18 protein-coding genes and 2 pseudogenes are annotated in these 23,945 nt (G+C 69.2%); 9 read left to right on the top strand and 11 right to left on the bottom strand.

Annotation, left to right across the window (positions count from 1 at the left end; genetic code table 11):
• Positions 1-15 precede the first annotated feature (15 nt).
• The 3 genes from ABS642_RS10065 to ABS642_RS10055 are packed head-to-tail and all read right to left on the bottom strand — an operon-like array spanning position 16 to position 3,177.
• On the bottom strand, positions 16-849 hold the full coding sequence (locus ABS642_RS10065; protein WP_350353212.1) for a carbohydrate ABC transporter permease: 834 nt from the start codon (positions 847-849) through the stop codon (positions 16-18).
• Positions 850-856: 7 nt separating this feature from the next.
• The gene (locus ABS642_RS10060; protein WP_350353211.1) at positions 857-1,795 is read right to left on the bottom strand and encodes a sugar ABC transporter permease; all 939 of its coding nucleotides are present in this window, start codon (positions 1,793-1,795) and stop codon (positions 857-859) included.
• The gene (locus ABS642_RS10055) at positions 1,795-3,177 is read right to left on the bottom strand and encodes a sugar ABC transporter substrate-binding protein (protein WP_350353210.1); all 1,383 of its coding nucleotides are present in this window, start codon (positions 3,175-3,177) and stop codon (positions 1,795-1,797) included. Before ABS642_RS10055 ends, ABS642_RS10060 begins: the two co-directional genes overlap by 1 nt.
• A gap of 197 nt (positions 3,178-3,374) precedes the next feature.
• Here ABS642_RS10055 and ABS642_RS10050 point away from each other — a divergent pair, with 197 nt between their 5' ends.
• From ABS642_RS10050 to ABS642_RS10035, 4 genes and pseudogenes are all read left to right on the top strand, one after another.
• Entirely contained in the window at positions 3,375-4,400 is a 1,026-nt protein-coding gene (locus ABS642_RS10050; protein WP_350353209.1) for a LacI family DNA-binding transcriptional regulator, read from the top strand.
• 46 nt (positions 4,401-4,446) lie between these two features.
• Positions 4,447-4,611: pseudogene (locus ABS642_RS10045) on the top strand (sodium-dependent transporter); the annotation flags it as partial.
• Between the two features lie 112 nt (positions 4,612-4,723).
• Entirely contained in the window at positions 4,724-5,110 is a 387-nt protein-coding gene (locus tag ABS642_RS10040; RefSeq protein ID WP_350353208.1) for a hypothetical protein, read from the top strand.
• Positions 5,107-5,241 carry a methionine/alanine import family NSS transporter small subunit gene (locus ABS642_RS10035; RefSeq protein WP_350353207.1) on the top strand — a complete coding sequence of 45 codons (135 nt, stop codon included), beginning with the start codon at positions 5,107-5,109 and terminating at the stop codon, positions 5,239-5,241. Before ABS642_RS10040 ends, ABS642_RS10035 begins: the two co-directional genes overlap by 4 nt.
• 24 nt (positions 5,242-5,265) lie before the next feature.
• Here ABS642_RS10035 and ABS642_RS10030 read toward each other — a convergent pair whose 3' ends face one another.
• Complete coding sequence (locus ABS642_RS10030; RefSeq protein WP_350353206.1) at positions 5,266-7,575, bottom strand: hypothetical protein; 2,310 nt, start codon at positions 7,573-7,575, stop codon at positions 5,266-5,268.
• A 165-nt stretch (positions 7,576-7,740) separates the two neighbouring features.
• Here ABS642_RS10030 and ABS642_RS10025 point away from each other — a divergent pair, with 165 nt between their 5' ends.
• From ABS642_RS10025 to ABS642_RS10005, 5 genes are read left to right on the top strand one after another with little or no spacing between them, the layout of a single operon-like run.
• Positions 7,741-8,781, top strand: coding sequence for a LacI family DNA-binding transcriptional regulator (locus tag ABS642_RS10025; RefSeq protein ID WP_350353205.1), 1,041 nt, complete (start codon positions 7,741-7,743; stop codon positions 8,779-8,781).
• Positions 8,778-10,370, top strand: coding sequence for an FAD-dependent oxidoreductase (locus tag ABS642_RS10020; RefSeq protein WP_350353204.1), 1,593 nt, complete (start codon positions 8,778-8,780; stop codon positions 10,368-10,370). Before ABS642_RS10025 ends, ABS642_RS10020 begins: the two co-directional genes overlap by 4 nt.
• Positions 10,371-10,384: 14 nt before the next feature.
• The gene (locus tag ABS642_RS10015) at positions 10,385-11,665 is read left to right on the top strand and encodes a sugar ABC transporter substrate-binding protein (RefSeq protein WP_350353203.1); all 1,281 of its coding nucleotides are present in this window, start codon (positions 10,385-10,387) and stop codon (positions 11,663-11,665) included.
• 1 nt (position 11,666) lies between these two features.
• Positions 11,667-12,626, top strand: coding sequence for a sugar ABC transporter permease (locus ABS642_RS10010; protein ID WP_350353202.1), 960 nt, complete (start codon positions 11,667-11,669; stop codon positions 12,624-12,626).
• Positions 12,616-13,485, top strand: coding sequence for a carbohydrate ABC transporter permease (locus tag ABS642_RS10005; protein WP_350353201.1), 870 nt, complete (start codon positions 12,616-12,618; stop codon positions 13,483-13,485). Before ABS642_RS10010 ends, ABS642_RS10005 begins: the two co-directional genes overlap by 11 nt.
• 42 nt (positions 13,486-13,527) lie before the next feature.
• Here the strand turns inward: ABS642_RS10005 and ABS642_RS10000 are convergent, their stop codons facing one another.
• From ABS642_RS10000 to ABS642_RS09970, 7 genes and pseudogenes are all read right to left on the bottom strand, one after another.
• A complete protein-coding gene (locus ABS642_RS10000) occupies positions 13,528-14,037 on the bottom strand; it encodes a MarR family transcriptional regulator (RefSeq protein ID WP_350353200.1) in 510 nt (169 codons plus the stop codon).
• Between the two features lie 13 nt (positions 14,038-14,050).
• Complete coding sequence (locus ABS642_RS09995; RefSeq protein ID WP_350353199.1) at positions 14,051-16,981, bottom strand: glycosyl hydrolase; 2,931 nt, start codon at positions 16,979-16,981, stop codon at positions 14,051-14,053.
• Positions 16,982-17,065: 84 nt separating this feature from the next.
• The gene (locus ABS642_RS09990) at positions 17,066-17,848 is read right to left on the bottom strand and encodes an SDR family NAD(P)-dependent oxidoreductase (RefSeq protein WP_350353198.1); all 783 of its coding nucleotides are present in this window, start codon (positions 17,846-17,848) and stop codon (positions 17,066-17,068) included.
• Positions 17,845-19,632, bottom strand: a complete 1,788-nt coding sequence (locus ABS642_RS09985) for a DUF5605 domain-containing protein (protein WP_350353197.1) — start codon at positions 19,630-19,632, stop codon at positions 17,845-17,847. The genes ABS642_RS09990 and ABS642_RS09985 overlap by 4 nt, the downstream gene beginning before the upstream one ends.
• A 14-nt stretch (positions 19,633-19,646) precedes the next feature.
• Positions 19,647-20,195 carry an alpha-L-rhamnosidase C-terminal domain-containing protein gene (locus ABS642_RS09980; RefSeq protein WP_350353420.1) on the bottom strand — a complete coding sequence of 183 codons (549 nt, stop codon included), beginning with the start codon at positions 20,193-20,195 and terminating at the stop codon, positions 19,647-19,649.
• Positions 20,196-22,429: pseudogene (locus ABS642_RS09975) on the bottom strand (family 78 glycoside hydrolase catalytic domain); the annotation flags it as partial.
• Positions 22,426-23,940 (bottom strand): family 43 glycosylhydrolase, encoded by a 1,515-nt coding sequence (locus ABS642_RS09970; RefSeq protein WP_350353196.1) that lies wholly within the window; start codon positions 23,938-23,940, stop codon positions 22,426-22,428. The gene ABS642_RS09970 and the pseudogene ABS642_RS09975, both read right to left, overlap by 4 nt.
• Between the last annotated feature and the right edge of the window lie 5 nt (positions 23,941-23,945).

Below are 23,945 nucleotides of genomic sequence, written 5' to 3'. Positions count from 1 at the left end.
TGATTCGGGTGGGGGTCACTTGCCGACGCCCGCAGTGAGTCCTTCGCGCAGCGGCTTCTGCCCGAAGAAGAACACCAGGAGCGCCGGGATCATCGAGAGGATCACGCCGGCGAGCACCGTCGAGATGCTGCCGGTGCCGAGGTTGCCCTGCAGCGTCACGAGACCGAGCGGCAACGTGAAGTTCTGATCGCTGATGGTCATGATCAACGGGCGGAAGAACTCGTTCCAGTGATAGTTGAAGGCGAGGATGCCGACGATGGCGAGGCCCGGCGTCGCCAGCGGAAGGTACACGCCGAAGAACGTGCGCCATGGCCCTGCCCCGTCGAGCTGAGCGGCTTCACCCAGTTCCGTCGGGATCCCCATGAAGTACTGCCTCATCAGGAACGTGCCGAACGCGGTGGGCAAGGCGGGCACGATCAGTGCCAGGAGCGTGTCGGCGAGTCCCATGCCCCTCACCAGCATGAACACGGGCACGATCGTGACCTGCAGCGGGACCATCATGGTCGCGAGGATCAGAGCGAACAGCAGCTTCTTGCTGCGGAACTCGAACTTGGCGAAGACATAGCCGGCCATGGCCGCGGAGAGCATCTGACCCGCGGCGATCAGCAGCACCACGAGAGCGCTGTTCCACGCGTAGAGCCAGATGGGGATCTTGGTGAAGACGTCGGCGAACGCCCCGAACCCGACGCTGACCTCCTGGGTCACGCTGTCGGTGGGCGAGAGCGCCGTGACCAGGGTCCAGACGACGGGCCCGAGGGTGAGGAAGACCGCCAGTGCGAGGAGGGCGAACTTCCCACCCGTGCCGAGGCGCAGGAGCCAGGAACGCTTAGTCGTGATTGTCGTGGTCATGATGGCCTCACCCGTAGAAGACGAATCGGCGGCTCAACCGGAATTGGATGGCCGTGACGAGCATGATGAGCAGCGTGAGAACGATTCCGATGGCCGAAGCGCCGCCGAAGTCGAGCTGCCGGAAGGCGGATTCGTAGATCACCATCACCGCGGTGCGGGTCTCATCGCCGGGCCCGCCGCGGGTGAGCACCCACGACTGATCGAAGATCTGCAGCGCGTTGATGATGGCCATGACCGATGCGACCAGCAGGGTCGGGCTCACGAGGGGCAGCGTGATCATGCGGAACTGCGTCCACCCGGCCGCGCCGTCGAGCGAGGATGCCTCGTAGACCTCGCTCGGGATCGCGGCGAGGCCTCCGATGAAGAGCAGGAAGGTGAACCCGAAGTTCTGCCACACGTAGACCAGCAGCACCACGACCTTCGCCCCGAATCCGGTCGTCAGCCACCCGACGTCGGCGATGCCGATCAGGTTGAGCGTCTGGTTCACGAGACCGAATTCCTGGTTGAACAGGTAGGCCATGATCAGGGAGACAGACGCGGCTGACAGGATCAGTGGGAAGAACAGCGACGACCGGAAGAAGGTGCGAAGCCACGCGGGCATCCTCGATTGAACGAGGATGGCGAGCACCAGCGCGACCGTAAGCTGCAGGATCACCGCCACGATCACGAAGCCGATGGTGTTCAGGAACGACACGCGCACCGTCGGGTTCATCGCGAGGTCGACGAAGTTGTCGACGCCGACGAAGACGGGATCGGAGATGATGTCCCAGCGGAAGAACGCCAGGACGAACGATCCGACGATCGGAACGAGGTTGAACAGGCCGAGTCCGATCACCGTGGGTGCCAGGAAGACCCAGATGATGGACCGACCTGAGCGGGCGACGGTGCCGGTCTCGCCGCGCGCTCCCGACGGGACGGTGAGGGTTCGAGTGCTGCTCTCAGACATCATCGTCCTCCCAGTGCGATCTCGAGGTCTCGCTGCATGGTCTCGAGGCCGCGGCGCACGCCGGACGGCCCGTTGGTGATGGTCGACACGACGTTCTTGAGCAGGGCGGACTCGACGGCAGCCTGCTGCGGCGGTGCCGGCATGGGGCCGGTGTCGGGGAACTTGTCGAGCGTGTCGTAGAAGACCTGCCAGTGGTCGGGGCCCACCCCGGCTCCGTACAGTTCGGCATTGAGCGAGCGACGGGGGAGTGACGAGTCGGGCTGCGGGTGGGCGATCGTCATGCCCTCGACGGACACGCAGTACTTGAGCCACTCCCACGCCTCGTCCTTGCGCGGCGAGGTCTCCATGATCGCGTAGCCTCCGGCGCCGAACTGGTGACGCTGACCCGCCATCCGTGGGAAGTACGTCACGTCGTAGGCATCGTTCGCCACGCCCGCTTCGTCGAGGCCCCGGACCCAGAATCCTCCGGCGGGGGTCATCCCGACCGATCCCGTGGAGAACAGGGAGACGAGCTCGTTCCCACCGCCCTGGGCGGGGTTCGCAGCGAGACCCTCGGAGACCATGCTCTCGAGCACGGAGAAGCTCTCGACGGCGTGCTCGTTCAGTGCGTCCGCCTGCCGCCAGACGTATCCTCCGCTCCGTGCCGGCTGATCCGGGTAGAAGCGGTTCCAGAACCAGTCGCCGCCGCTCGCCTTCTCCTCCCGCAGGAAGCTGGTGTTGTTGACGTAGAGCCAGGGCACGACGCCGCCCCACAGTCGGTTGTTCCAGAAGTACGGCAGGAACTGACCGGGAGCGCTCTTCTTCATCGCACGGGCCGTCGCGAAGAAATCGTCCAGGGTCCAGTTGTCGGCGGGGCGTTCGAGCCCGGCGCGCTCCATGGCCTGCGTGCTGTAGAAGACGTTCGCCGCATTGAAGTTGTCGGGCAGCTGGAACAGGCTGCCCTGATACATGAACGCCTCGATGAGAGTCGGGTTGACGTCGTCGAAGTACTCCTGCATCTCCGCGGCGTCCCGGCGCACGAGATCGTCGAGCGGGTGCGCCAGCCGCGATGCGAAGAGTTGGGCGCCCTCGGTCGCCACCGTGACGACATCCGGGGGTGTGCCCGCCGCGATCATCGTCAGGATCTTCGCGAAGTACTCGCTCCAGTCCTGCCCCTGAATGGCGACGATGCGCACTTCGATGCCGGGATGCTTGCGCTGGAACCCGTCGACCAGCGACTGACGAGCCACGGCATCCTGCGCGGTGCCGAAGAGAGCGACAGTCAGGACATCCTGTCCGCGCCCGGGGATGTCGGCGCCGGTGAGCCGCGGCCACGAGACCACGGTGCCGACGATCCCCAGTCCGATCGCGCCGAACAGGGCTCTGCGAGTGAGATCAACCACGATGTTCTCTCCTGTTTTTCTTGACTCCGCGGGTGAGGAATGGTGCCCGACCCGGAAAGCTAAATTGATTCAGCATCGCCGAGGCTAGCATCGCGGAATCGAACCTGCAACGATTTTGCTGAATCAATTCATCACCACTGGTTCCGCGGCAGAGCCGCCACTGCCTAAGCTGGGACTGTCGCGACGGGAGGAAGCCCATGCCGAAGAACGTGGATCGCAGGCCTACGCTCGCCGACGTGGCCACGCTCTCCGGCATGTCGAAGGCCGCCGTCAGCATGATCCTGAACGACCGACCGGGCTCGCGCCTCTCCGTCGATGCCGCCCGACGGGTCAGGGCCGCCGCAGAGGAACTCGGCTATCGGCCGAACCCGGCGGCGCAGAGCCTTCGACTCGGGAAGACGAAGACGCTCGGCTTCATCTCCGATCAGATCACGGTGACCCGCTACGCGTCCGAGATGATCCGCGGCCTGCTCTCGGCGGCGAAGGAGCACGGCCACACTGTGCTCATCGCCGAGACGGAGGGCGACGACGCGACCATCTCCGACGAGATCCAGGCGATGATCGACCGCCGCGTCGACGGCATCCTGATCGGGCTCCTCGGCGCCCGCATGATCGAGGTTCCGCAGACGCCGCACGACGTCCCGGTCGTGATCGTGAACGGGACGTCGACCACCGGGCACCCCTCCGTGCTGCCGGACGAGCGCACCGCCGGGCACGCGATGGCGCATCTGCTCACCGAAGCCGGACACCGCCGCGTCGGGGTGATCGGCAACAATCCCCGCGCAGTCTCGTCTCCGCGGCACTCGGTCACGATCGGGCCGCGCTTCGACGGGATCCGCGCCGCCTTCGCCGAGGCGGGGGTTCAGCCGTTCATCGTCGATGTTCCGGAGTGGAATCCCGATATCGGCTACACCCGCACGCTGGAGATGCTCGACGCCCATCCCGATCTCACGGCGATCCTGGCCGGCAACGACGGCGTGGCGTTCGGCACGTACCAGGCGATCGCGGAGCGCGGACTGAAGGTCCCGGACGACATCTCCGTCGCGTCGTTCGACGACGAAGAGCTGGCGAGCTTCCAGCGGCCGGGCCTGACGACCGCGCGGCTCCCCTACGACGTGATGGGGCGCACTGCCGTCGAGATGCTGCTCGGAGAGCTCCCCCTGGGCGCGGTGCTGATTCCCATGCCGGTCGTCACGCGGTCGTCGATACGCGACCTGGGCTGACGGCGGCGGCGGCGCGGGCATCGGCGTCTTCGCCGCCCTCGGATTCATGGCGCAGGCGCAGGGCACGGAGGTGGCGGGCGTCGCCACCTCCGGAATCGGTCTCGCCTTCGTCGCCTTCCCGGCCATCGTGTCGAAGGCCGCCGGCGGCTCGATCATCGGCGTGCTCTTCTTCGGCGCCATGGTCTTCGCAGGGATCACATCGCTCATCTCGATCCTCGAGGTGATCGTGGCAGCCCTTCAGGACAAGCTGGGCTGGAGCCGCATCCGCACCACGCTCACGGTCTCGATCCCGCTCGGCGGTCGCGCTCGTCGCGGTCGTCGTCGTGGCCTGGGTGCTGCACAAGCTCCCGGCGCTGCAGGAGCACCTCAACCGGCGCTCCAGCTTCACGGTCGGCATGATCTGGAAGATCGCGATCGGCGCGCTCGCCCCGATCGTGCTCGGCTACCTGCTGGTCACCGAGCTCATCTCGAAGATCTCCGAGCCCTACAGCGGCTACCCGGCCTGGTTCCTGGCCGTGTTCGGCTGGGGCATGGTGATCGCCCTCGTGATCTTGGCGTTCCTGCTGTCGCTCCTGCCGTGGAGCGGGCGCTCCCATGCCAAGGATGACCCGGAGTACGACGACTTCCTCGTCGACGAACACTACGACCCCGATCCCGAGACGGGTGCCGTGCAGATCCAGAAGGCCGACGAGAAGGGAGCGGTCGCATGACAACGACAGCCATCGTCTTCATGGTCATCGCCATGGTCACGGTATGGGGAGGACTCGTCGCCGGAATCGTGAATCTCGCCCGGCATCCCGAGCAAGCCGAAGACGAGCCCCCGGTGCCCGTCGAGCTCTGATTCGTCGGCCCGGCCCGGCTCTGATCAGCCGACCACGAGGTCGAGCCCGTAGAACACCCGCGGCGCGCCGTCGATCACGACGTCGACCGTGCCGGAGGCGACCGCGAGATCGGACCGCTGTCCGATCGCATCGAGCTGGTACGCGGTGCCGCCGGATGCCGGCAGCGTGAGGGTCGTCTTCGTCGGCCAGGGGTCGACCCAGACCTCGGGCGCGGCGAAGTGCCAGTCGGCGGGATCGTGATCCGTGTTGAGGAGGTAGCCGTCGGCGCGGCTCCACAGTACGGCGGCATGCCCCAGGGGCGTGTCGAACAGCAGACCCTTGGCGTTCACGACGCCGAGGTCGAGCTTCCCCAGGAAGGTCGCCCCGTCGAGCGTCTTCGCGGCGTGCGCATAGGCCAGGAGCGACGGCTTCGCGCTGAGGTCGCGGTTCATGAGGCCGTAGTGGTACTCGACGTTCTCGGGGTCGGCGACCTGAGGATTTCCCAGCACGCTGTCGTGGAACTGGTACCAGCACACGTTGCGGATGCCTTCGGCCTTCGCGAGCGCGAGTGTGAGGAACACGTTCTCGGCGGCGTGCCGATAGGTGTCGTTCCACCAGCCGTTCGGCCGTGTGCACGCATACGCCTCGGTGAGCCAGATCTCCTTCTCGCCGTGCACGTCCATCAGCGCCTTCAGCTGCTTCAGGCCGCCGGCGAAGTTCCAGTAGGTGCCGTTGCTCGACTCCTCCCAGTCGTCGCCGTCCGGGATGTAATCGGGGGTGAAGTTGCCGCGGCCGGGGTGGTATGCGAAGGCGTCGATGAGGTCCCAGCCGCCCCCGGCGATGAAGTTCTCCACCCAGGGCTTGTCCATCCCCGCGAGGCCGTTGTTCATGATCTTGATCGATGAGCCGGTCGCCGCGACCCGATCGACGACGGGGCGGAGCGCCTTGTCGATGTAGGCCTGCGCGGCATCACCCGTGTTGAAGGGCCGGTTCAGCTCGTTGCCGACCTCGAAATACTCGGCACCGGCGGCGATCGCCGTGGTCACATTGGCGACCGCCCAGTCGGCGGCGGCCGCGTCGGTGACCTCCAGCGAGGGCTGCAGCTCGATGTTGTGAAGCATGCCCCGTGCGTCGAAGTCCGCCGGCGGCAGGCCGGGGCCTCCGGCGTAGGAGATCCGCACCCGGCTGACCCCGACGCGCTGCCAGAGGTCGAGGACGGCGGGAGCGGAGGGGCGCAGCAGCCAGGGATAGTTCGCCATCCCGAACATGCTCGCCGCGCTCGGATCGAGACTGCGCGGAGGGAGCGCGGCGATGTTGGTGCGGGCGAACGCGGCATCCGTCCCCGCGCTCGCCGTCACTTCCGCAAGGGCGATCCCCTGCGAGGGAACGGTGAGGGTGAACGTGTGCTCGGCCGTACCGGCGGCGCTCACCGGCACGGTCACCGTGCTGGTGGCGAGCTCGGTGCCGTCGAAGTCGCGCACCCACCAGGACAGCTGCACGTTCTTGGCCGTGGTTCCGCCGTTGGCGACGAGGGCCGTCAACGATGCGGTCTGGCCGCCTTCCCAGATGTTGAACGGCTGATCGGTGCGCAGTTCGATGCCGAGCTCGTCGCCGCGGCCGATCGTCGCCGTCGCGGACGGGCGGGTCTCGCTGAAGAAGAAGTCGGCCTGGCTCAGATAGCCGCCTCCGGTCAGCGCGGTGCCGGGGGAGTGCACCCAGGTCGTGTTGGTCCACGCCTGGCGCGAGCGTTCCAGGAGGAACATGCCGTGCAGGGCGCCCCAGGTGGAGACGTGGGCGATGCCGGCCGTGTCCTCGTACGGGATGCCGCCACGGTCGTCGCGCACCCATTCGGTGACCGCGACGAAGTCGTCCGGCGCCGTCGAGGCGAGGATCGCGCGGCTGAAGAGGAAGCCGTCCGGGACGAGCGTCGCGTCGCCCTGCACCTCCCATTCGAGGTGGGCATGGTTGGTCGACAGGGTGATCAGTCCGACGACGGTCGTCGGTCCGGCCGCGGCGTCGAACGTGTAGTCCATGCGGATCGCCGGGGCGCCGTCGGGGGCGGTGACCAGGCTCGGGGTGCCTCCGACGGAGACATGGATGCCGCTGAGCCGATCCTTCACCTGGAACTTCGAGCCCTGCGTGCGGATCACGCCGCTCGCGTCGCGGATCGCGATGCGACCGCCGACGCTGGCCAGCACGCTGATGCCGGTCGCGGACAGCGTGACGTCGCCGGCGGCCGCGTGCGCCGTCACGGGACTCGCCTCCGCGACGAGCACGACGCCCGCGACGATCGTGGCCTTGAGGAAACCCCGGCGGCTGAGGCCGGGCGTGCGGGGGTCTGGTGCTGACGTCATCGTCACTCCTGCTGTCGGTCGGGGAGGAATCTGCTCATGCGTATCAGCAGATTCGGTTTCCCCATCCTGAGGAGTGCCTCCGAGCGTTGTCAAGAGAATTTGCAAAAGTTGCAGATACGTATTAGCGTCCTGCAAATACGAATTATCACTCGGTCAGGAGTCAGGATGGCATCGAAGCCAAGCAAGGTGACGCAACGCGAGATCGCGGAGATCGCCGGGGTGAGTCAGAGCACCGTGTCGATGGTGCTCAACGACCGCGACGGAGCGAGCGTCCGCATCCCCGAGGCGACCCGAGCGCGGGTCAGGCAGGCGATCGAGCAGTCCACGTACGTCGCCGATCCCGCGGCCCGCCGACTCGCCGGTCTCGACAACCAGATCATCGGCGTCTTCACCTACGAGGCGGCGCTCTCCCCGGAGAGCATGGACTTCTACGGGCCGCTCCTCAACGGCATCGAACGTGCGGCCGAGCGCGCCGGCTGCGACCTCCTGTTCTTCACGAGCTCTCCGGTCGAGGACGGCTCGCGGCGGCTCTTCCACAAGAACACGCGCCTGCGGCTGGCCGACGGCTGCATCCTGCTGGGACAACGGATGGACGGCGACGACCTGGCCCGCCTCGTCGATGAGCAGTTCCCCTTCGTCGCGGTCGGTCGACGCGATGAGACAGCGGCCAAGGTGCCCTACGTCGGACTCGACTACGTCACCCCGACCACCGCGCTGATCGAGCGTGCGGCGCAGCTCGGGCACGAGCGCGCCGTGTACGTGCACCACGACCTCACGAGCCCGGCGGCGGACGACCGCATGGCAGCCGTCCGTGCGGCGGATGCCGCGGGGGTGCTGCAGTTCGACTACCTCCGCGAGGCCGATCTCGCCGCCGTCGTCGACGCGGTCGGCGCGGCGACCGTCGTGTTCGCGGAGGACTCGTTCCTCGCGGAAGACGTGATCCACACCCTGTCGAAGTCGGGCATCAGCGCTCCCGGCGACCTCTCTGTCGCGTCCCTCGCCGAGGTGCGCGGACACCGGGTCGGCGACCACGCGCTCACCGGGTTCCATGTGCCGCGCGAGCAGGTCGCGGTCGAAGCCCTCGCCCTGCTGCAGCAGCTCGTCTCGAGCTCGGCGGAGGAGGACTGGCCCCAGCTCGACACGCAGCGCCTGCTGAGTGCCGAGGTCGAGTTCGGCGCCACCCTCGTCGAACGGCGCGCGCAGTGAATCTCACCACCGACGTCGCCGTCATCGGCGGCGGACTCGGCGGCGTCGCCGCCGCCCTCGCCGTGCTGGAGCGCGGCCATCGTGTCGTGCTCACCGAGGAGTACACCTGGCTCGGCGGACAGCTCACCTCGCAGGCCGTGCCGCCCGACGAGCACATCTGGGTCGAGCAGTTCGGCGTGACCGCTCGCTACCGCGCCCTGCGCGACGGCATCCGCCGCTACTACCGCGACCACTACCCCCTCTCCGAGGAGGCGCGCGCCGACCGGACGCTGAATCCGGGGCGCGGGCGCGTGAGTCGCCTCTGCCACGAGCCCCGGGTCGCGGTCGCGGTCATCGACCAGCTGCTGGCGCCGTACCGGTCCAACGGGCAGCTCGTCGTCCTGCAGCCGGCCAAACCGGTCGAGGCGGCGGTCGTCGACGACGTGGTGCGCTCGGTCACGGTCGAGCACGGGCGCACCGGCATCCGCACCGTCATCGAGGCGTCGTTCGTGCTGGACGCCACCGAGACCGGAGACCTGCTGCCGCTGACCGGAACCGCGTACGTCGTCGGCGCCGAGGCCCGCTCCGAGACGGGCGAGCCGAGCGCGGCGGCGGTGGCCGATCCCGAGAACGTGCAGTCGATCGCCTGGTGCTTCGTCTTCGACCACGTCGACGGCGACCACACGATCCCGCGCCCCGTCGACTACGACGAATGGAAGCAGCTCGAACTGCCCTTCTGGGGTGCGCCGATGCTGTCGTTCACCGCGCCGAACCCGCGCACGCTGGAGCCGGAGGAGCGCACGCTCGACGTCAACCCCGCCCTCGATCGCTCCGGCGACCCGCGCGTCGACGCCGGCGACACCGATCTGTGGCAGTTCCGTCGGATCGCTGCGCGGCAGACCTTCCGCGAGGGCTTCGCTCCGAGCGACATCGTGCTGGCGAACTGGCCGCAGCTCGACTACGTCGGCGGGTCCATCATCGACAGCACTGACCGCGAGTCCCACCTCGCGGCGGCCAAGGCCCAGTCGCTGGCCTACTTCCACTGGCTGCAGACCGAGGCGCCGCGCCCCGACGGCGGATACGGCTGGCCCGGGCTCCGACTGCGCGGTGATGTCATCGGCAGCGACGACGGTTTCGCCCAGGCGCCGTACATCCGCGAGTCCCGCCGCATCCGGGCGCTGCGGACCGTGGTCGAGCAGGACATCTCCGTCGCGCACCGCGGACATGGGGGACCGGCGACCTTCGACGACACGGTCGGGGTGGGCATGTACCGCATCGATCTGCACCCGTCGACGGCCGGCGACAACTACATCGACGTCGAGTGCGCTCCGTTCGAGATCCCGCTCGGCGCGCTCATCCCCGTGCGGACGAAGAACCTGCTCGCCGCGGCGAAGAACATCGGCACCACGCACATCACCAACGGCGCGTACCGTCTGCACCCCGTCGAATGGAACATCGGCGAATCGGCCGGCGAGCTCGCCGGCTTCTGCCTCGAGCAGGGACACCGCCCCCACGACGTCGCGGCCGAGGCTGCGCTCACCGCACAGCTCCAGTCCCGCCTCGGCGAGGTCGGCGTGGAGATCCACTGGCCCGAGATCATCGGCTACTAGAAGAAGGAAACGACATGAACACAGCAAAGAAGCTGTTCGGCGCCGCGGCGCTGACGGTATCGATCGGTCTCGTGACCGCGGGCTGCGCGGCTGCTGCGCCGGAGCCCGTCGAGACCGAGGCCGCACCCGGCAGCGTCGATCTGCGGATGAGCGTGTGGACCTCGAACGAGGACCAGCTCGCGCTGTTCGACTCGATCGCCGACGCGTACAAGGCCGATCACCCGGAGATCGGCTCGATCACCTTCGAGAGCCTTCCGTTCGCCGATTACAACACGACGCTCACCACGCAGATCGCCGGCGGCAACGCCCCCGACCTCGCCTGGATGGGAGACCTGTCGAAGGACCTCATCGCGGCGGATGCCCTCGTCCCGCTCACCGACGAGCTCGAGGCGACGAAGGGCTGGGACTACGACGACCTCCTGGGCAGCGTCACCGCGGAGTTCTCCGTCGATGACGAGCTCTACGCGTACCCGTTCTCGAACTCGCCCTTCGCGCTGTACGTCAACACCGACCTCCTGACGCTGGCGGGCCAGACGCTCCCCGCGGAGGATCCGACTTGGGAGGACATCTCGACGATCGGCGCCGCGGTCAACGCCGCCACCGGCAAGGCCGGCTTCGTCATCCGCGACTTCGACTACTCGTCGTGGAACACCCTCGCCACGGTCTGGACGGGCTGGGGAGCCTCGGCATGGTCCGACGACGGCGCGACCTGCACCTTCGACAGCCCGGAGATGGTCGACGCGTTCCAGTTCCTCCACGACGCCGCCTTCGTCGACAAGTCCATGCCGGGCCCGGGGGTGGCCGCCGACTTCTTCGCCGGCGACGCCGCCTTCACGGTGGCGCAGGTGTCGCGCGCGTCGCTGCTCGACGGGACGTTCGCCTACGACGTCATCCCGCTGCCCGCTGGGCCCGAGGGCGACTACTCGGTGATCGGCCAGGCCGGTGTCGGCGTGCTCTCCTCGAGCGCGCACACCCAGGAGGCCACCGACTTCCTCGCCTTCCTGACCGACCCGGAGAACGCCGCGCTGCTGGCCCAGTACTTCCCGCCGCCCCGTGCGTCGCTGCTCACGGGCGAGAAGCTCGCCGAGAACAACGCCAAGCTCACGGCGGAGCAGCTCCAGACCGTCGTCGTCGACCAGGTGCCGGACTCCGTGACGCTGCCCAACCACACCAACCCGGCGGAGATCGCGCAGAAGGGCAAGGCGGCCTTCGATGCGATGTGGGTCGCGGATGCCGACGTCGAGGCGGTGCTCGGAGAGGTGTGCGAGGCGATCCAGCCCGTGCTCGCGAACTGAGATGACCGTCACCACCGTGGAAACCCGGGAGGCGCCCGCCGGCGCCTCCCGGCCCCCCGCCGCACCGTCCAGACGACGGTTCTGGTCGGCGTCGCGCCGCGACCAGCTCGCGGGCTACCTGTTCATCACGCCGCAGCTCATCGGCGTCGTGCTGTTCGTGCTGGTGCCCGTCGGACTCGCCGTCTGGTACAGCCTCAACGACTGGAACATCTTCAGCGGTCGCCTCGAGTTCGTGGGCGGCGACAACTACGCCGACCTGCTGACCGACCCCCAGCTGCCGTCCGTCCTGCTCGCGACGGTGGTCTTCTCCGGCGGCATCGTCGTCCTGAACATCGCTCTCGGCCTGGGACTCGCCGTGATGCTCAACCGCCGATTCCGCGGCGTGACCTTCTTCCGCACGCTGTTCTTCTCGCCGGTCGTCGTGTCGGTCGTCGCCTGGACGCTGGTCTGGGGATTCCTCCTGCAGGACAACGGAGGCATCAACGGCGCCCTCTCCGTCATCGGCATCGACGGCCCGAACTGGCTGCAGAGCGGCGACACGGCCATGATCGCCGTGATCGTCTCGCAGGTGGTCCGCAGCGTGGGGATCAACATGGTGCTGTTCCTCTCCGCCCTCCAGGGGGTGCCGAGCGAGCTGCACGAGGCCGCCCGCATCGACGGGGCCGGCAGCGCCACCATCTTCTTCCGCATCACGCTCCCGCTCATCTCGCCGACGGTGCTGCTCACCGCGATCATCACGATCGTCGGGGCGCTGCAGGCCTTCGCGCAGATCGCCGTCCTCACCGGCGGTGGGCCGGGTCTGTCCACGACCGTCCTGGTCTACTACGTCTTCCAGCAGGCATTCGAGTTCAACAACATCGGCTACGGGTCGACTCTCGCGCTCATGCTGCTGACGTTCGTGATGCTGCTGACGCTCCTGCAGTGGCAGCTCCGCAAGAAGTGGGTGTTCTATGAAGACTGATCTCGTCTCCCACAGGCAGCGCCGCGCGGGCCACGTCCTGCGCCGCGTCATCCTCATCGTCGCGCTGTCGGTGCTCGCCATCCCCTTCGTCGTCCCGACCGTGTGGATGATCGCCTCGTCGCTCAAGCCGTTGAACGAGATCTTCCAGTCTCCGCCGACGATCTTCACGGACTCCCCGACGCTCGCCGCCTACGCGGAGGCGTTCACGTTCCAGCCGTTCGCGCGTCAGTACTTCAACAGCGTCTACATCGCCGTCGTGGTCACGCTCGTGACGATGCTGGTCGCGAGCCTCGCCGGATACGCGTTCGCGCGGATCCCCTTCCGCGGGCGCAACGTGCTGTTCTTCGTCGTGCTCATCGGCCTGCTCGTGCCGAGCGAGGTGACCATCGTCCCGCTGTTCCAGATGTTCACGCAGGCGGGGCTGGTGAACACGCACTGGCCGCTCATCCTGGTCACGGCGCTCGCCGCGCCCTGCGTGCTGGCGACCTTCGTCATGCGTCAGTTCTTCATCGCGCTCCCCGGCGAGCTCGAGGAGGCGGCGCGCCTGGACGGCCTCGGCCGGGTCGGCATCTGGTGGCGGATCAGCATGCCGCTCGCCAAGCCGGCGCTGTCGGCGGTCGCCATCCTCACGTTCCTCGCCTCGTGGAACCTGTACCTCGAGCCGACCGTGTACCTCACCTCGCCCGAGCTCTTCACCCTGCCGCAGGCGCTCACCCGCTACGCCGACGCCTACGGCGGCGAGATGTGGAACACGCAGCTCGCCGCCGCCACCATGACGGTCGTGCCGATGCTCATCGTGTTCATCATCGCGCAGAAGCAGTTCGTCGAGGGTCTCGCGCACTCCGGCCTGAAGGGATGAGCGAGACCGTCGACGCCGAGGTGGCGACGTGGTGAGGCCGGGTCAGCGCGGCGCCGACAGCGCGGGCGAACGCGACGCGAGCTCGAGCATGGCCTGACGAGCGAACCGTCCGAGGAGGCGCTGCAGCTGCGAGACATCCTCGGCGCTCCAGCCTTCGGTGACCGCACGGTAGTGCCGGTCCGCGTTGGCGACGATGCGCTCGCCGATCTCGCGCCCCTCGGCGGTCAAGGCGATGAGGATGCTGCGCTCGTCGATCTCCGAGGCGATGCGGGTGACGAGGCCCGCGTCTTCGAGTCGCCGCACGATCTTGCTCATGTTGGCCCTGCCGGTGCCGAGGGTGGAGGCGAGATCCGTGGGGCGCAGGGCGCCGCGGTAGGTGAGCTGGTTGACGACCAGGAACATGGGCATGTCGTCGAGGGGGAATCGGATGCGCTGCATCGTCTCCTCCCGCACCTCGCGGCTGTCCGCCCAGTGGATGATCGAGGCGACGGTCAGCCGCAGATCGAGCGGGTCCTGGTCGAAGACCGGGGAGATGTCGGCCCTCGACGTCATCTTTCCTTCTCCTTCACCGCATCCGCTTCACAGTCACCGGGCCGAGCAGGCCGTAGTCCCGCACGATCGTCTCGTGAGTCCCCGCGCGGCCTGAGAACTGCAGCGCCACGTCGGCGATCTGCTCATAGTAGCCGCGCGCACGGAGCCGGTTGTTGAGCGAGCTCGCGACGCGCACCACGACCTCGTTGGTCCCCGGACGCACGTCGGAAGTGATGTCGACGACCGGATGCGAGGTGTCGAAGCCGCGCGCAGCCCCGTCGTTGATCCGTACCGAGCCGAGCCCGCCGGACGTCGATCCGAGGTCGAGGAGCAGCCGGCCGTCCGCGGCATCCGCGGCGTCGACCGTGAAGACGGCGCGGTACTCTCCGACGCCCGAGACCTCGGGTCCGATGTCGGGGAGGTCCTTCCACGGGCGAAGCGCGGTGGCGGCGCTCTCGATGCGGGTGACGGCGGTGGTGGGCTTGACCTCGCGGGTCACGTACCCGAGTCCGCGGTCCTCGACGATCGTGATGTCCTCGCCGGCGTCCCAGCTCTCGACGGCGATGCCCCATTCGGCGATGTCCGCCACCGTGGTCGCGCGCGCCGGAACGGAATCCTGCCCCGCTGAACCCCGGTCCAGCGTGAACAGCGCCGACTCTCCCGGCGCGAGCGTGATCGTGACGATCGTGCGATCGCCCGCCTGACGCGTGCCCTGATGCGGCAGGGCCTCGCCCGTGTTCGCGTCGATACGATGGACCGCGCCCGCCGGCAGCGCGACCTCGACCGTGGTCTCGGCGCCCGTCTCGTAGAGGAAGTGGTACGCGAACAGGTGCAGCAGATCTCCGTCCTCGCGCAGGTAGGTCAGCACGGCCCGGTTCTCGGCGGTGAACTCGGCGCGGCCGATCACGCCGAGGTCGCGGAGCGCCTGAATGGTCTGCGCCGGATCGTCGATCTCTCGCACAGAGGGGAGGGCGCGGAGGGCGGTGAGCGTCGCGGCGAGCTCCGCGTCGCGACCGTCCCGTCCCGGGGTGCGCGATGCGGCCCGCTCGTGTGTCGTGTAATCGCCGGTGAGGAGGAGCTTCAGCTCCCGCGCGCCGTTTACGATGAGCACGCGCAGACCGGCGCGCGCCCGATCGAGCAGCAGGGCGGCCGCGTCGGGGTCGAGCGCCTCCTGGTAGACGATGAGTGCCTGGTACCCCGGGCCGTCGGGCTGCACGACGCCTTCTCCGAACGAGACATCGTCGTGCAGGAGGAGGGAGGCGTCGAAGAACTCGTAGGACCAGCCGGCATCCTGCATCCCGAGGTCCTGCCACCAGTGGTTCTCGCGGTTGCGCATCCACCACCGGCCGTAGGCGACCTCGTCGGGGACCCGCGTGCCGTCCCCCTCGACGAAGACCAGGCCAGACAGGTTGTCGACGAAGTGGTCCGTGCGGAGGATGCCGACATCGATGCGCGGCCGTCCCTGGCGGAGCAGGTACTGGTAGCGCCCGATCGCGTCGTTCCAGAGCGGGTAGAACTCCGACGCGGGCTGGCGCGTATCGAACCGCTCCGAGAACATCGGCCACATGCCCTCGTGCCCCGGCCACTGGGTCGCCCCTTCGGCGCCGACGGTGCTGGCCCAGCCGTGCAGCACGGTTCGCGTCACCCCGGCGGCGAGCTGGGTGCGGATGATCTGGTCGAAGAACCGGTGGTCGAGCATGTGGTTGCGAGTCGTCGCCCCGGTCTCGGACGAGTACTGCTTGCCGAAGAGGTGCGCGGGTCCGGCGAGCAGCCGGTATGCGTCGATCTGCGATCCGAACTCGAGGGACTCGGTCTCGATGCCGTCCACGGCGGGCCCGGGGCGGGTGAGCTCGAAGGGCAGTCCGTAGCTGATCTCCGCGCGCAGCGTGATCCCGTTCTCGTGCAGGAACGCGGCGAACGGCTCGAGCATGTTCTCGATGTAGAGGTCGGTGAGGGTCTGCGCGTAGTCGTGGCGCACCTTCTCCACCTCGGGCTGCTGCGCGCTCTCCGCGTCGTAGTGATACGTGGTCGCGGCTGCCATCATGCGGATCTCGCGGATGAGGAACGGCAGCCACGGCACGATGTCGTAGCCGCGGCGCCGGCGGAACTCGTCGCGGATGCTCTGGCCCCAGAACATGCCGCCCGCACCCCAGATGGTCAGCTCCAGGGAGTCCATGTACATCTGCGCGCGCGGATTCCGTGCGATCTGCTCGCGCAGCTCCGCGGTGAGGACGACCTCGGACCAGTAGTCGATCACCGCGTCGACGCCCGCCCGCTCCAGGTAGTTGACGGTGTAGTTGACGGTGGCGGAAGGCGCCGCTGTCTGGCCCGTCCCGTGGGCCCAGAAGACGAAGATCCGCCAGTCCCGGTCATCGGCGGGCTCCCAGTCGAGACTCTCTCCGTCGACGCGCTCGGACAGATCGAGCACGGAGGACGAATCGATCACGCCGTCGCCGGTGAGCACCGCGGCGACCACGGCCTCCAGCCGCTGGGTCTTCGGTGCGACGCGGTGGCCCGGGAGCAGTGAATCGCCCCGGTTCGCGTCGAGGTCGATCCGCGGCAGAGCGCCGGCGGCGGGTGCTCCGCGCCTCACGTCGATCGTGACGACGTCGAGCTCCTGCGCGGCCGACGGATGGTCCGGGTCGATCGTCGGCAGGTTCGCGTTCGACCAGTTCGTGCCCGACGTGAAGCTCACCGACATGCCCCGAGCGGTCGTCTCCTCGACGACGATGGCCGAGTCGTGCACCCACTCCTCGGCGCCCCAGCCATACCGGCCGTGGTCGATCATCTCCTCGTCCATGGCGAGGAACTCCATGCCCCCGAAGCCGAACCGGTGCGCGGTCTCGATCTCCGAGCGCAGCGTCTGATCGGTGTGGTGCCCCTCCGCGAGCCACCAGCGGAGCTCCGGGCGGTACTCGATGGGAGGCTGGCGGAGCGCGGAGCGGTGGTCGGCGAAACGGGACATGGATTCTCCTTCGAACAACAGGCCCTGACGATGCGTCACAGCTTATTTGATGTCGTCAGGAAAGCAAGTAGTTCACTCAGGAAATCAGAGAGATGTCATCCCGCCGTCGACCGCGAACAGCGAGCCGGTCGCGAACGCGGCGTCGTCGCTCGCGAGGAACACCATGATCCCCTCGATGTCCTTCGGGCTGCCGGCGCGACCGAGCGGGATGCGACCGATGATCGCGGCCCGGGAATCGGGATCGTCGGAGATCGCGGAGACGAGCCCGGTCTCGGTGTACGCCGGCACGACGGTGTTGACCCGGATCCCCGACGCGGCGTACGCGGCGGCGACGGTGCGGGCGAGCCCGTGGATGCCGGCCTTCGATGCGGAGTACGCCGTGAAGTCCTGTCCCTCGCCGTTCAGACCGGTCGGGCTCCCGGTGAGGATGATCGATCCGCCGCCGGAGGAGAGCATCGCTCTCACCGCGTGCTTGACGGTCAGGAAGGTCCCGGTGAGATTGATGTCGATCGTGCGGCGCCACACATCGAGGTCGAGCTCACCCGCCCTCGCATCCTGTCCGAAGAGCTGCACGCCGGCGTTCGCGACGACGACGTCCGGCGACCACCCCGCCGCGACCGCCGCGGCGAAGCCGGACTCCACGGAGGCTTCGTCGGAGATGTCGATGACCTCGGGGCGGGCGGCAGCACCGATGGCGGCCGCGACGGAGGCGGCGGCCTCGGCGTCGCGATCCGCGATGATCACGCGGGCGCCCTCGGCGGCGTACCGTTCCGCGACGGCCCGTCCGATGCCGGCGCCCGCGCCGGTGATGAGCGCGGTCTTCCCGCGGAGTCGCGGCGATCCGCTGCCGGTGAGAGTGTCGTTCATCCTTCGCCTTCGATCCGTCGTGTCCGTCCGTCGGCGCGCGTCAGGCGCACGGCCATGTACTCGCGCCCGGGGAGCTCGACCCGCACGGGACCCGCCCCGAACTCGCCGGGCACGCGTTCGACCGTCATGTTCCAGGTGTCGATGACGTCGATCACCCAGCTGCCCTCGCCGACGACGACGTTGCGGAACCGCGGTCGGTTGAACCCGAAGTAGCCCACGAGCACCTCGCCGGCGACACCGCCCCACGGGACGTCCCAGTCGCCGGGCAGCGGATCCCACACGCCCTCGGGCGCTTCCGCGAGCAGCCGCTCGAGGAACCCGATGCGCTCGGGTGAGGTGCCGTGCAGCTCGCCGCCCTTCGACCACCACAGCGTCTCGTCGTCGCGCCCGAGCGCCGACGGCAGGTAGGTCTCGCCGTGACCGACGTAGCCGCCGCGCACGGCACCCTCCCAGAACCGGCGCACCATCTCCTCCCCGGTGATGTTGCCCCAGCCCTGGTCGATGTCGCCCTCATAGGCGCACTCGTCGATCACGACGGGCTTGCCCCACCGCTCGCGCCACTCGTCGGTGTTCTCCGCCGTGCGGTAGACATCCACCCGCTGCACGCTGACGTGCGTGATCCAGGGTGCCGAGTAGTCGTAGAAGGGGCGGCAGTTGTGAATCGAGTTGAGGTGCCCGAAGGCGTCCTCCTCGCCGACCACGGCGGCCAGACGCTCCCAGTCCGCGGTGTCCTTGGCCCACAGCAGGTCGTACTCGTTGGCCATCGACCACCACACGTTGGCGAAGCCGGAGAGACGCCGCACCACGTACCGGAGGTAGCGCTCGTCGACGGCGGGACCGAGGTCGGCGAAGCCCCACCGGTCGTAGGCGTGGAAGAGGATGAGGTCGGCTTCGATGCCGAGCGCGGCGAGCTGCTGGATGCGGCGCTCCAGGCGGCGGAAGTGTGCGGGGTCGAAGCGCTCCAGGTCGAAGCCGTCGTCGATCGAACCGGGGAACGGGAAGTCGGCCGGCTCGTTCGCGTTGTACAGGTACGACTTGGGGAACACGCACATGCGCATCTTCGTGAACGGCGCCTCGGCGAGCGTCGCCAGGGTCTGCTCCTGCAGCTCCTCCGGCTGGTGCGTCCACGCGTACGCCGTCGTGCCCAGCGGCCGATGGCGCGTGCCGTCCGCGTGCCGGAAATGGAAGCCGTCGACGCGCACAGGACCGTGCGCGTCCTCGGCGGGCGGACCCACCACGACCGTGCCCGTGAGCCCGTCGAGGGAGCGTGCCGTCGAGTGCGTCTCGAACGTCCACACGCCCTCGGCGTCGGCGAGCGCCCGGATGGCGTATCGACCGTCTCCGTCGTAGAAGCCGCCGACCCGCCGCTCCTCGCCGTCGCGGGTGAACACCGCGCCGAGCTCGACGTCGACGAACGGATTGCCGTGCGTCGGACCGTCGATGACGATCTCCAGCGGACCCCACAGGGAGACGGATGCCGGCAGCGTCACGGTCGCGGAGCCGCGGGCCACGGCATCCGTCTCGTACCCGGGATCGGCCGCGATCGTGGGGGCGTACGGCGCGCGCTGCACGTCGTCGCCGATGTCGGCCAGCTCGGCCCACAGCCGATCGCGCGCCTCCTGCTCCTCGAGTGCCGGCACGAGCGCGACGAGGGCGCCGAGGCGTCCGTCACGGAACTGCAGCGCCATGGGCGAGGCGGCGATGCCCGGCATGAGGCGTTCCAGGACGGCGCGCGCGCCGGGGTGGTCGAGGGCTTCTCCGAACGTGGAGCGTCGGTCGAACATCGGGTTCCTTCTGGTCAGGCGGTGGCGGAGCGGATGGCGTCGTCCACGCGGGCGAGCACCTCCGGAGGCGTGAACATGAGGGCGGTCGAGACCGGACGCCCCGCGCCCCAGACGGTGCCGGTGCGCACGGCGTCGACGCGGTCCGGGGCAGCATCCGCGAGGGTGTCGAGCAGGGCGCGGTAGGCGCGCGGGTCGTCGATCACGTCGGCGAGCGAGGCCTCGAGTCCCGCGAGCGACGGGCGCGGAGGCTCGGTCGGCGCGAGGTACCGCCACTCGTGCGTGCCCGCTCCCACGGACGGGGGAGCACCGGGCACCGACACCTCCGCCGTGGTGTTCGGCGGCACGGTCGCGGTCACCACGATCTCGTCGCCCTCACGACGCCAGGCGACGGACGCGGTGCCGTACGGCGTCTCATGACGGGCGGAGGCGTAACTCAGCGCCGTCAGCGGGCGCGGGGCGATGCGCAGACGCCGATACCCCGGTTCGGCCGCGGCGAGCCCTGCCACCGTGCGGTGCAGCCAGTCCGCGACAGCGCCGAGCGCGTAGTGGTTGAACGAGGTCATCTCCCCCGGATTCACCGATCCGTCCGGCAGGAGCGAGTCCCAGCGCTCCCAGACGGTCGTGGCCCCCTGCGTGACCGGGTACAGCCACGACGGGCATTCGGTCTGCAGCAGCAGCCGCTCGGCAGCGGCCGGATGCCCGGCGTTCGTCAGCGCATCGGCGACCAGGGGGTTCCCACGAACCCCGTGGCGATGCGGTAGCCGCCCTCGCGCACGAGCGCGGCGAGCCGGTCGCCGAGCGCACCTCGCTGCCGCGCATCGGTCGCCAGATCGAACTCCAGCGCCAGCGCATAGGCGGTGACGGCATCGCTCATCATGCGCCCGGCCGGCGTGATGTACTCGGCGGCGAACGCGGCGCGGGAGCGCTCGGCGAGGGCTCCGTAGCGCTGCGCGTCATCGTCGTGCCCGAGGAGCGCGGCGGCCTCGGCGACGAGGCGCAGCGAGCGCGCGAGATACGCGCTCGCGACGATGTCGGAGTCGACCCTGGCCTGGCCCGGCTTGTCGGCGGGCGCCGCCGGGTCGAGCCAGTCGCCCAGTTGCATCCGTCCGGCCCACAGGCCGTCGTCGCCGGCATCGCGCAGCACGGTGTCCACCCAGTCCCGCATGCTCGTGTACTGCGCGGCGAGCACCGCGACGTCGCCGTACCGCTCGAAGAGCACATGGGGCACGACCGTCGCCGCGTCGCCCCAGGCAGCGGGGGTCGCGCCTCCGGCCGCACCGAATCCGGGGAGGGCAGCGGGGACGACGAGCGGCACCGCACCGCCGGCCCTGCCCTGCTCGAACGAGAGATCGCGCAGCCACGACGTGAGGAAGCCGTCGCAGTCGAAGAGGAAGCTCGCCGTCGGAGCGAACACCTGGATGTCACCCGTCCAGCCGAGCCTCTCGTCGCGCTGCGGGCAGTCGGTCGGGATCGAGAGGAAGTTGCCGCGCATGCCCCACAGCACGTTCTCGTGCAGGCGTGCGAGCAGGGGATCGGAGGCGTCGAACCAACCGGTGCGCCTCATGTCCGAATGCAGCACGACGGCCTCGACGTCGTCGGGGGACACGTCGGCACCCGTGAGCTGCGCGTAGCGGAATCCGTAGAACGAGAAACGCGATTCGAGCACGTCGTCGCCGCCGGACAGATCGAACGTCGCCGTCGCCGCGGCATTGCGCAGCGGACGCAGCGCGAGCTCGCCGTCTTCGAGCACCTCGGCGTGGCGGACGACGACACGCGATCCGACCTCTCCGCGGATGCGGATGCGGAGACGCCCGACGAGGTTCTGCCCGAAGTCGAGGATCCGGCCGCCGGACGGCGTCTCGAGCACGTCGATCACGCGGAGCGTCTCGGTACGGCGCACCGGCGGCGCGATGCGCGCCTCCGGCACCGGCACGTTCTCGTATCCGGGTGCCGCGGCGGCGCCGATCCTCGCCGGCGTCCACGCCGTCGCCGCTCTGCGGAGGTCCTGATGCTCGCCCGGATAGATGCCGCTGTCGACGACGGGTCCGTCACCGGCGGCCTCCCATCCCTCACCCGTCGCGGCGACGACGTCGGTGCTGCCGTCCGCGTATTCCACCCGGATCTGGGCGAGGAAGGACGGCTGCGTGCCGTAGAGGCGGTCGGCGAACGCGAAGAACCCGTACTTCTCGGTGTACCAGGCTCCGGCGACCGTGGCCCTCAGCTCGTTGGCGCCGTCACGGAGGAGCGCCGTGACGTCGACGGTCTCGTGCACGAGGCGGTCGCGATAGGCGGTCCATCCCGGGGCGAGCACGTCGTCGGAGACGGCGGTTCCGTTGAGTTCCGGTTCCGCGGCTCCCAGCGCCGTCCAGAACAGCAGCGCCCGTGCGACGGGGCGATCGAGCGTGAAGGATGCGCGCACCACCGCGGGCTGGGCGTCGCGATCGGGGGCGTCGAGCCCGATCGGCCGCGCGATCCACTCGCCCTCGGCGAGGAAGCCTGCGGCGACGGTGAGCGGCTCGCTCCACGGCGTCTGCTCACCGGCGACGGACCGGGCGCGCACGCGCACGTCGCGGGATTCGCCGGCGGCGAGCGGGGCGAACGGCCAGGCCACGAGGGCGCTCTCCACGCCCGGGAGGGCGACGGTGTCTGTGCCGTCTGTGACCTCGGCGGAGCTCTGCAGCCAGCCGTCCTGCGCGGTCGCGACGGTCCAGCTCAACCGGGGCGCGGGGGTCGCGACGAACGAGGTGTCGTCGCGGAGCTCGGCTCTGACGGATGCGATGCGGGCTGCTCCGGTCATTCGTCGTCTCCCTTCGCGGTCCAGCGTGTCACGACGACGTCTCCGGCGACCGCATAGGCGCCGATCACCCTCCCCGTGAACGACTCGGCCGTCTCGGAGGAGAGGAAGCGCCCGTCGATCTGCGCCAGCTCCTGCCGGACCCCGTCGGCGGTCACCGCGAGGTGGAACACGTCGGAGGTGCGCGGGAAGCCGCCGCCGGCGTGCGGCGGGCGTGATTCGATGTGGAGCTCGAGCACGTCGGAGGCGACGGGTGCGGTCCATTCCTGCACGAGGTCCGCGACCACGGCGCGAGCGACCACCGCGCCGCCGCCCGCCTCGATCTCGACGTGGAAGCGCTCGTCGTAGCGCACGGCCAGGCCGCCGACGCCGGCGCTCACGTCGACCGCGACGGTCACCGCGTTCGTGAGGTGCTCCTGCCGTCGCCCGAGGAACACCGGGCGGGGGTCGTCCAGCGTGCGCCCGTCGCCGTGCAGCACCAGCGCATCCGCACGCGCATCGAGGTCGGCGATCGAGTCGGGCGTCTGCCGCACCGCGATCCACTCGCGGTCGAGCTCGCGCGCCGTGGAGAAGTCGATGTCGACACGGGTGCCCGGTCGCGCGTGGAGCAGCACGGGGTCGATGGCGGGCCAGCCGTCGTCCTCCCATCGCACGGCGGTGACGAACGTCTCGCGACCCAGAGCGGAGAACGCGCGGGTCATGCTGCGAGGGCGCACGCCGAGGAGCACGCACAGCCACGTGCCGTCCGGGCCGATCACGAGGTCGCCGTGACCGGTGTTCTGCACAGGACGGATCGTCGATCGCGCCGACACCAGCGGGTTCTGCGGCGCGGTCTCGAACGGGCCCTCGGGGGAGTCTCCGCGGGCGATCGAGATGCCGTGACCGCGCTCCGTGCCGCCCTCGGCGATCATGAGATACCAGCGGCCGTCGACCGGGTACAGGTGCGGCGCCTCGGGGAACTGCCCGCCGGTCCCCGACCAGAGCGAGCGCGGCTCCTCGAGGGCGATGTGGCGGTCGAGATCGACGCGCACCTGCTGGATGCCGAGGTGCTGACCCACACCCTCCCCGCTGAGGAGCAGTCCGGAGAAGGTGATGTAGACCGTGCCGTCCTCGCCCCAGGCGATGTCGGGGTCGATGCCGTCGACCGATCCCGTGCCGTCCTGCTTCAGGATCAGGTCCCCGTCGCTCCACGGGCCGGCGGCATCCGTCGCGGTGAAGTGCAGCATCCCGCGTCCCATCGCATCCGTGATGACGAGATGGAATACGCCGTCCCGGTGACGGAGGGTCGGCGCCCACGCGCCGCCCGCGGTCGGGACATCCGCCACGGCGAGCTGCCCCTCGCGCGTGGCGACGTGCCCGATGAGCTCCCAGTTCTCGAAGTCGCTCGAGCGGTGGATCGGGATGCCGGGAAGGTACTCGAACGTCGAGGTGGCGAGGAACCAGTCGTCGCCGACGCGCACGACCGAGGGATCGGGGTGGAAGCCGTTGAGGAGGGGGTTGTACAGGGTGGTCATGGGGA

Origin of the sequence: Microbacterium sp. A8/3-1 (genome assembly GCF_040267695.1) — a bacterium.
GTDB lineage: Bacteria > Actinomycetota > Actinomycetes > Actinomycetales > Microbacteriaceae > Microbacterium > Microbacterium luteolum.
This window is presented reverse-complemented; position numbering and strand designations above follow the sequence as displayed.

Coding starts and splice junctions, on each gene's coding strand:
- ABS642_RS10030 (WP_350353206.1), bottom strand. CDS start 7,575: ATGACGTCAGCACCAGACCCCCGCACGCCCGGCCTCAGCCGCCGGGGT.
- ABS642_RS10060 (WP_350353211.1), bottom strand. CDS start 1,795: ATGTCTGAGAGCAGCACTCGAACCCTCACCGTCCCGTCGGGAGCGCGC.
- ABS642_RS09990 (WP_350353198.1), bottom strand. CDS start 17,848: ATGAACGACACTCTCACCGGCAGCGGATCGCCGCGACTCCGCGGGAAG.
- ABS642_RS10005 (WP_350353201.1), top strand. CDS start 12,616: ATGAAGACTGATCTCGTCTCCCACAGGCAGCGCCGCGCGGGCCACGTC.
- ABS642_RS09980 (WP_350353420.1), bottom strand. CDS start 20,195: ATGACCTCGTTCAACCACTACGCGCTCGGCGCTGTCGCGGACTGGCTG.
- ABS642_RS10010 (WP_350353202.1), top strand. CDS start 11,667: ATGACCGTCACCACCGTGGAAACCCGGGAGGCGCCCGCCGGCGCCTCC.
- ABS642_RS10065 (WP_350353212.1), bottom strand. CDS start 849: ATGACCACGACAATCACGACTAAGCGTTCCTGGCTCCTGCGCCTCGGC.
- ABS642_RS09985 (WP_350353197.1), bottom strand. CDS start 19,632: ATGTTCGACCGACGCTCCACGTTCGGAGAAGCCCTCGACCACCCCGGC.
- ABS642_RS10035 (WP_350353207.1), top strand. CDS start 5,107: ATGACAACGACAGCCATCGTCTTCATGGTCATCGCCATGGTCACGGTA.
- ABS642_RS09970 (WP_350353196.1), bottom strand. CDS start 23,940: ATGACCACCCTGTACAACCCCCTCCTCAACGGCTTCCACCCCGATCCC.
- ABS642_RS09995 (WP_350353199.1), bottom strand. CDS start 16,981: ATGTCCCGTTTCGCCGACCACCGCTCCGCGCTCCGCCAGCCTCCCATC.
- ABS642_RS10050 (WP_350353209.1), top strand. CDS start 3,375: ATGCCGAAGAACGTGGATCGCAGGCCTACGCTCGCCGACGTGGCCACG.
- ABS642_RS10025 (WP_350353205.1), top strand. CDS start 7,741: ATGGCATCGAAGCCAAGCAAGGTGACGCAACGCGAGATCGCGGAGATC.
- ABS642_RS10015 (WP_350353203.1), top strand. CDS start 10,385: ATGAACACAGCAAAGAAGCTGTTCGGCGCCGCGGCGCTGACGGTATCG.
- ABS642_RS10000 (WP_350353200.1), bottom strand. CDS start 14,037: ATGACGTCGAGGGCCGACATCTCCCCGGTCTTCGACCAGGACCCGCTC.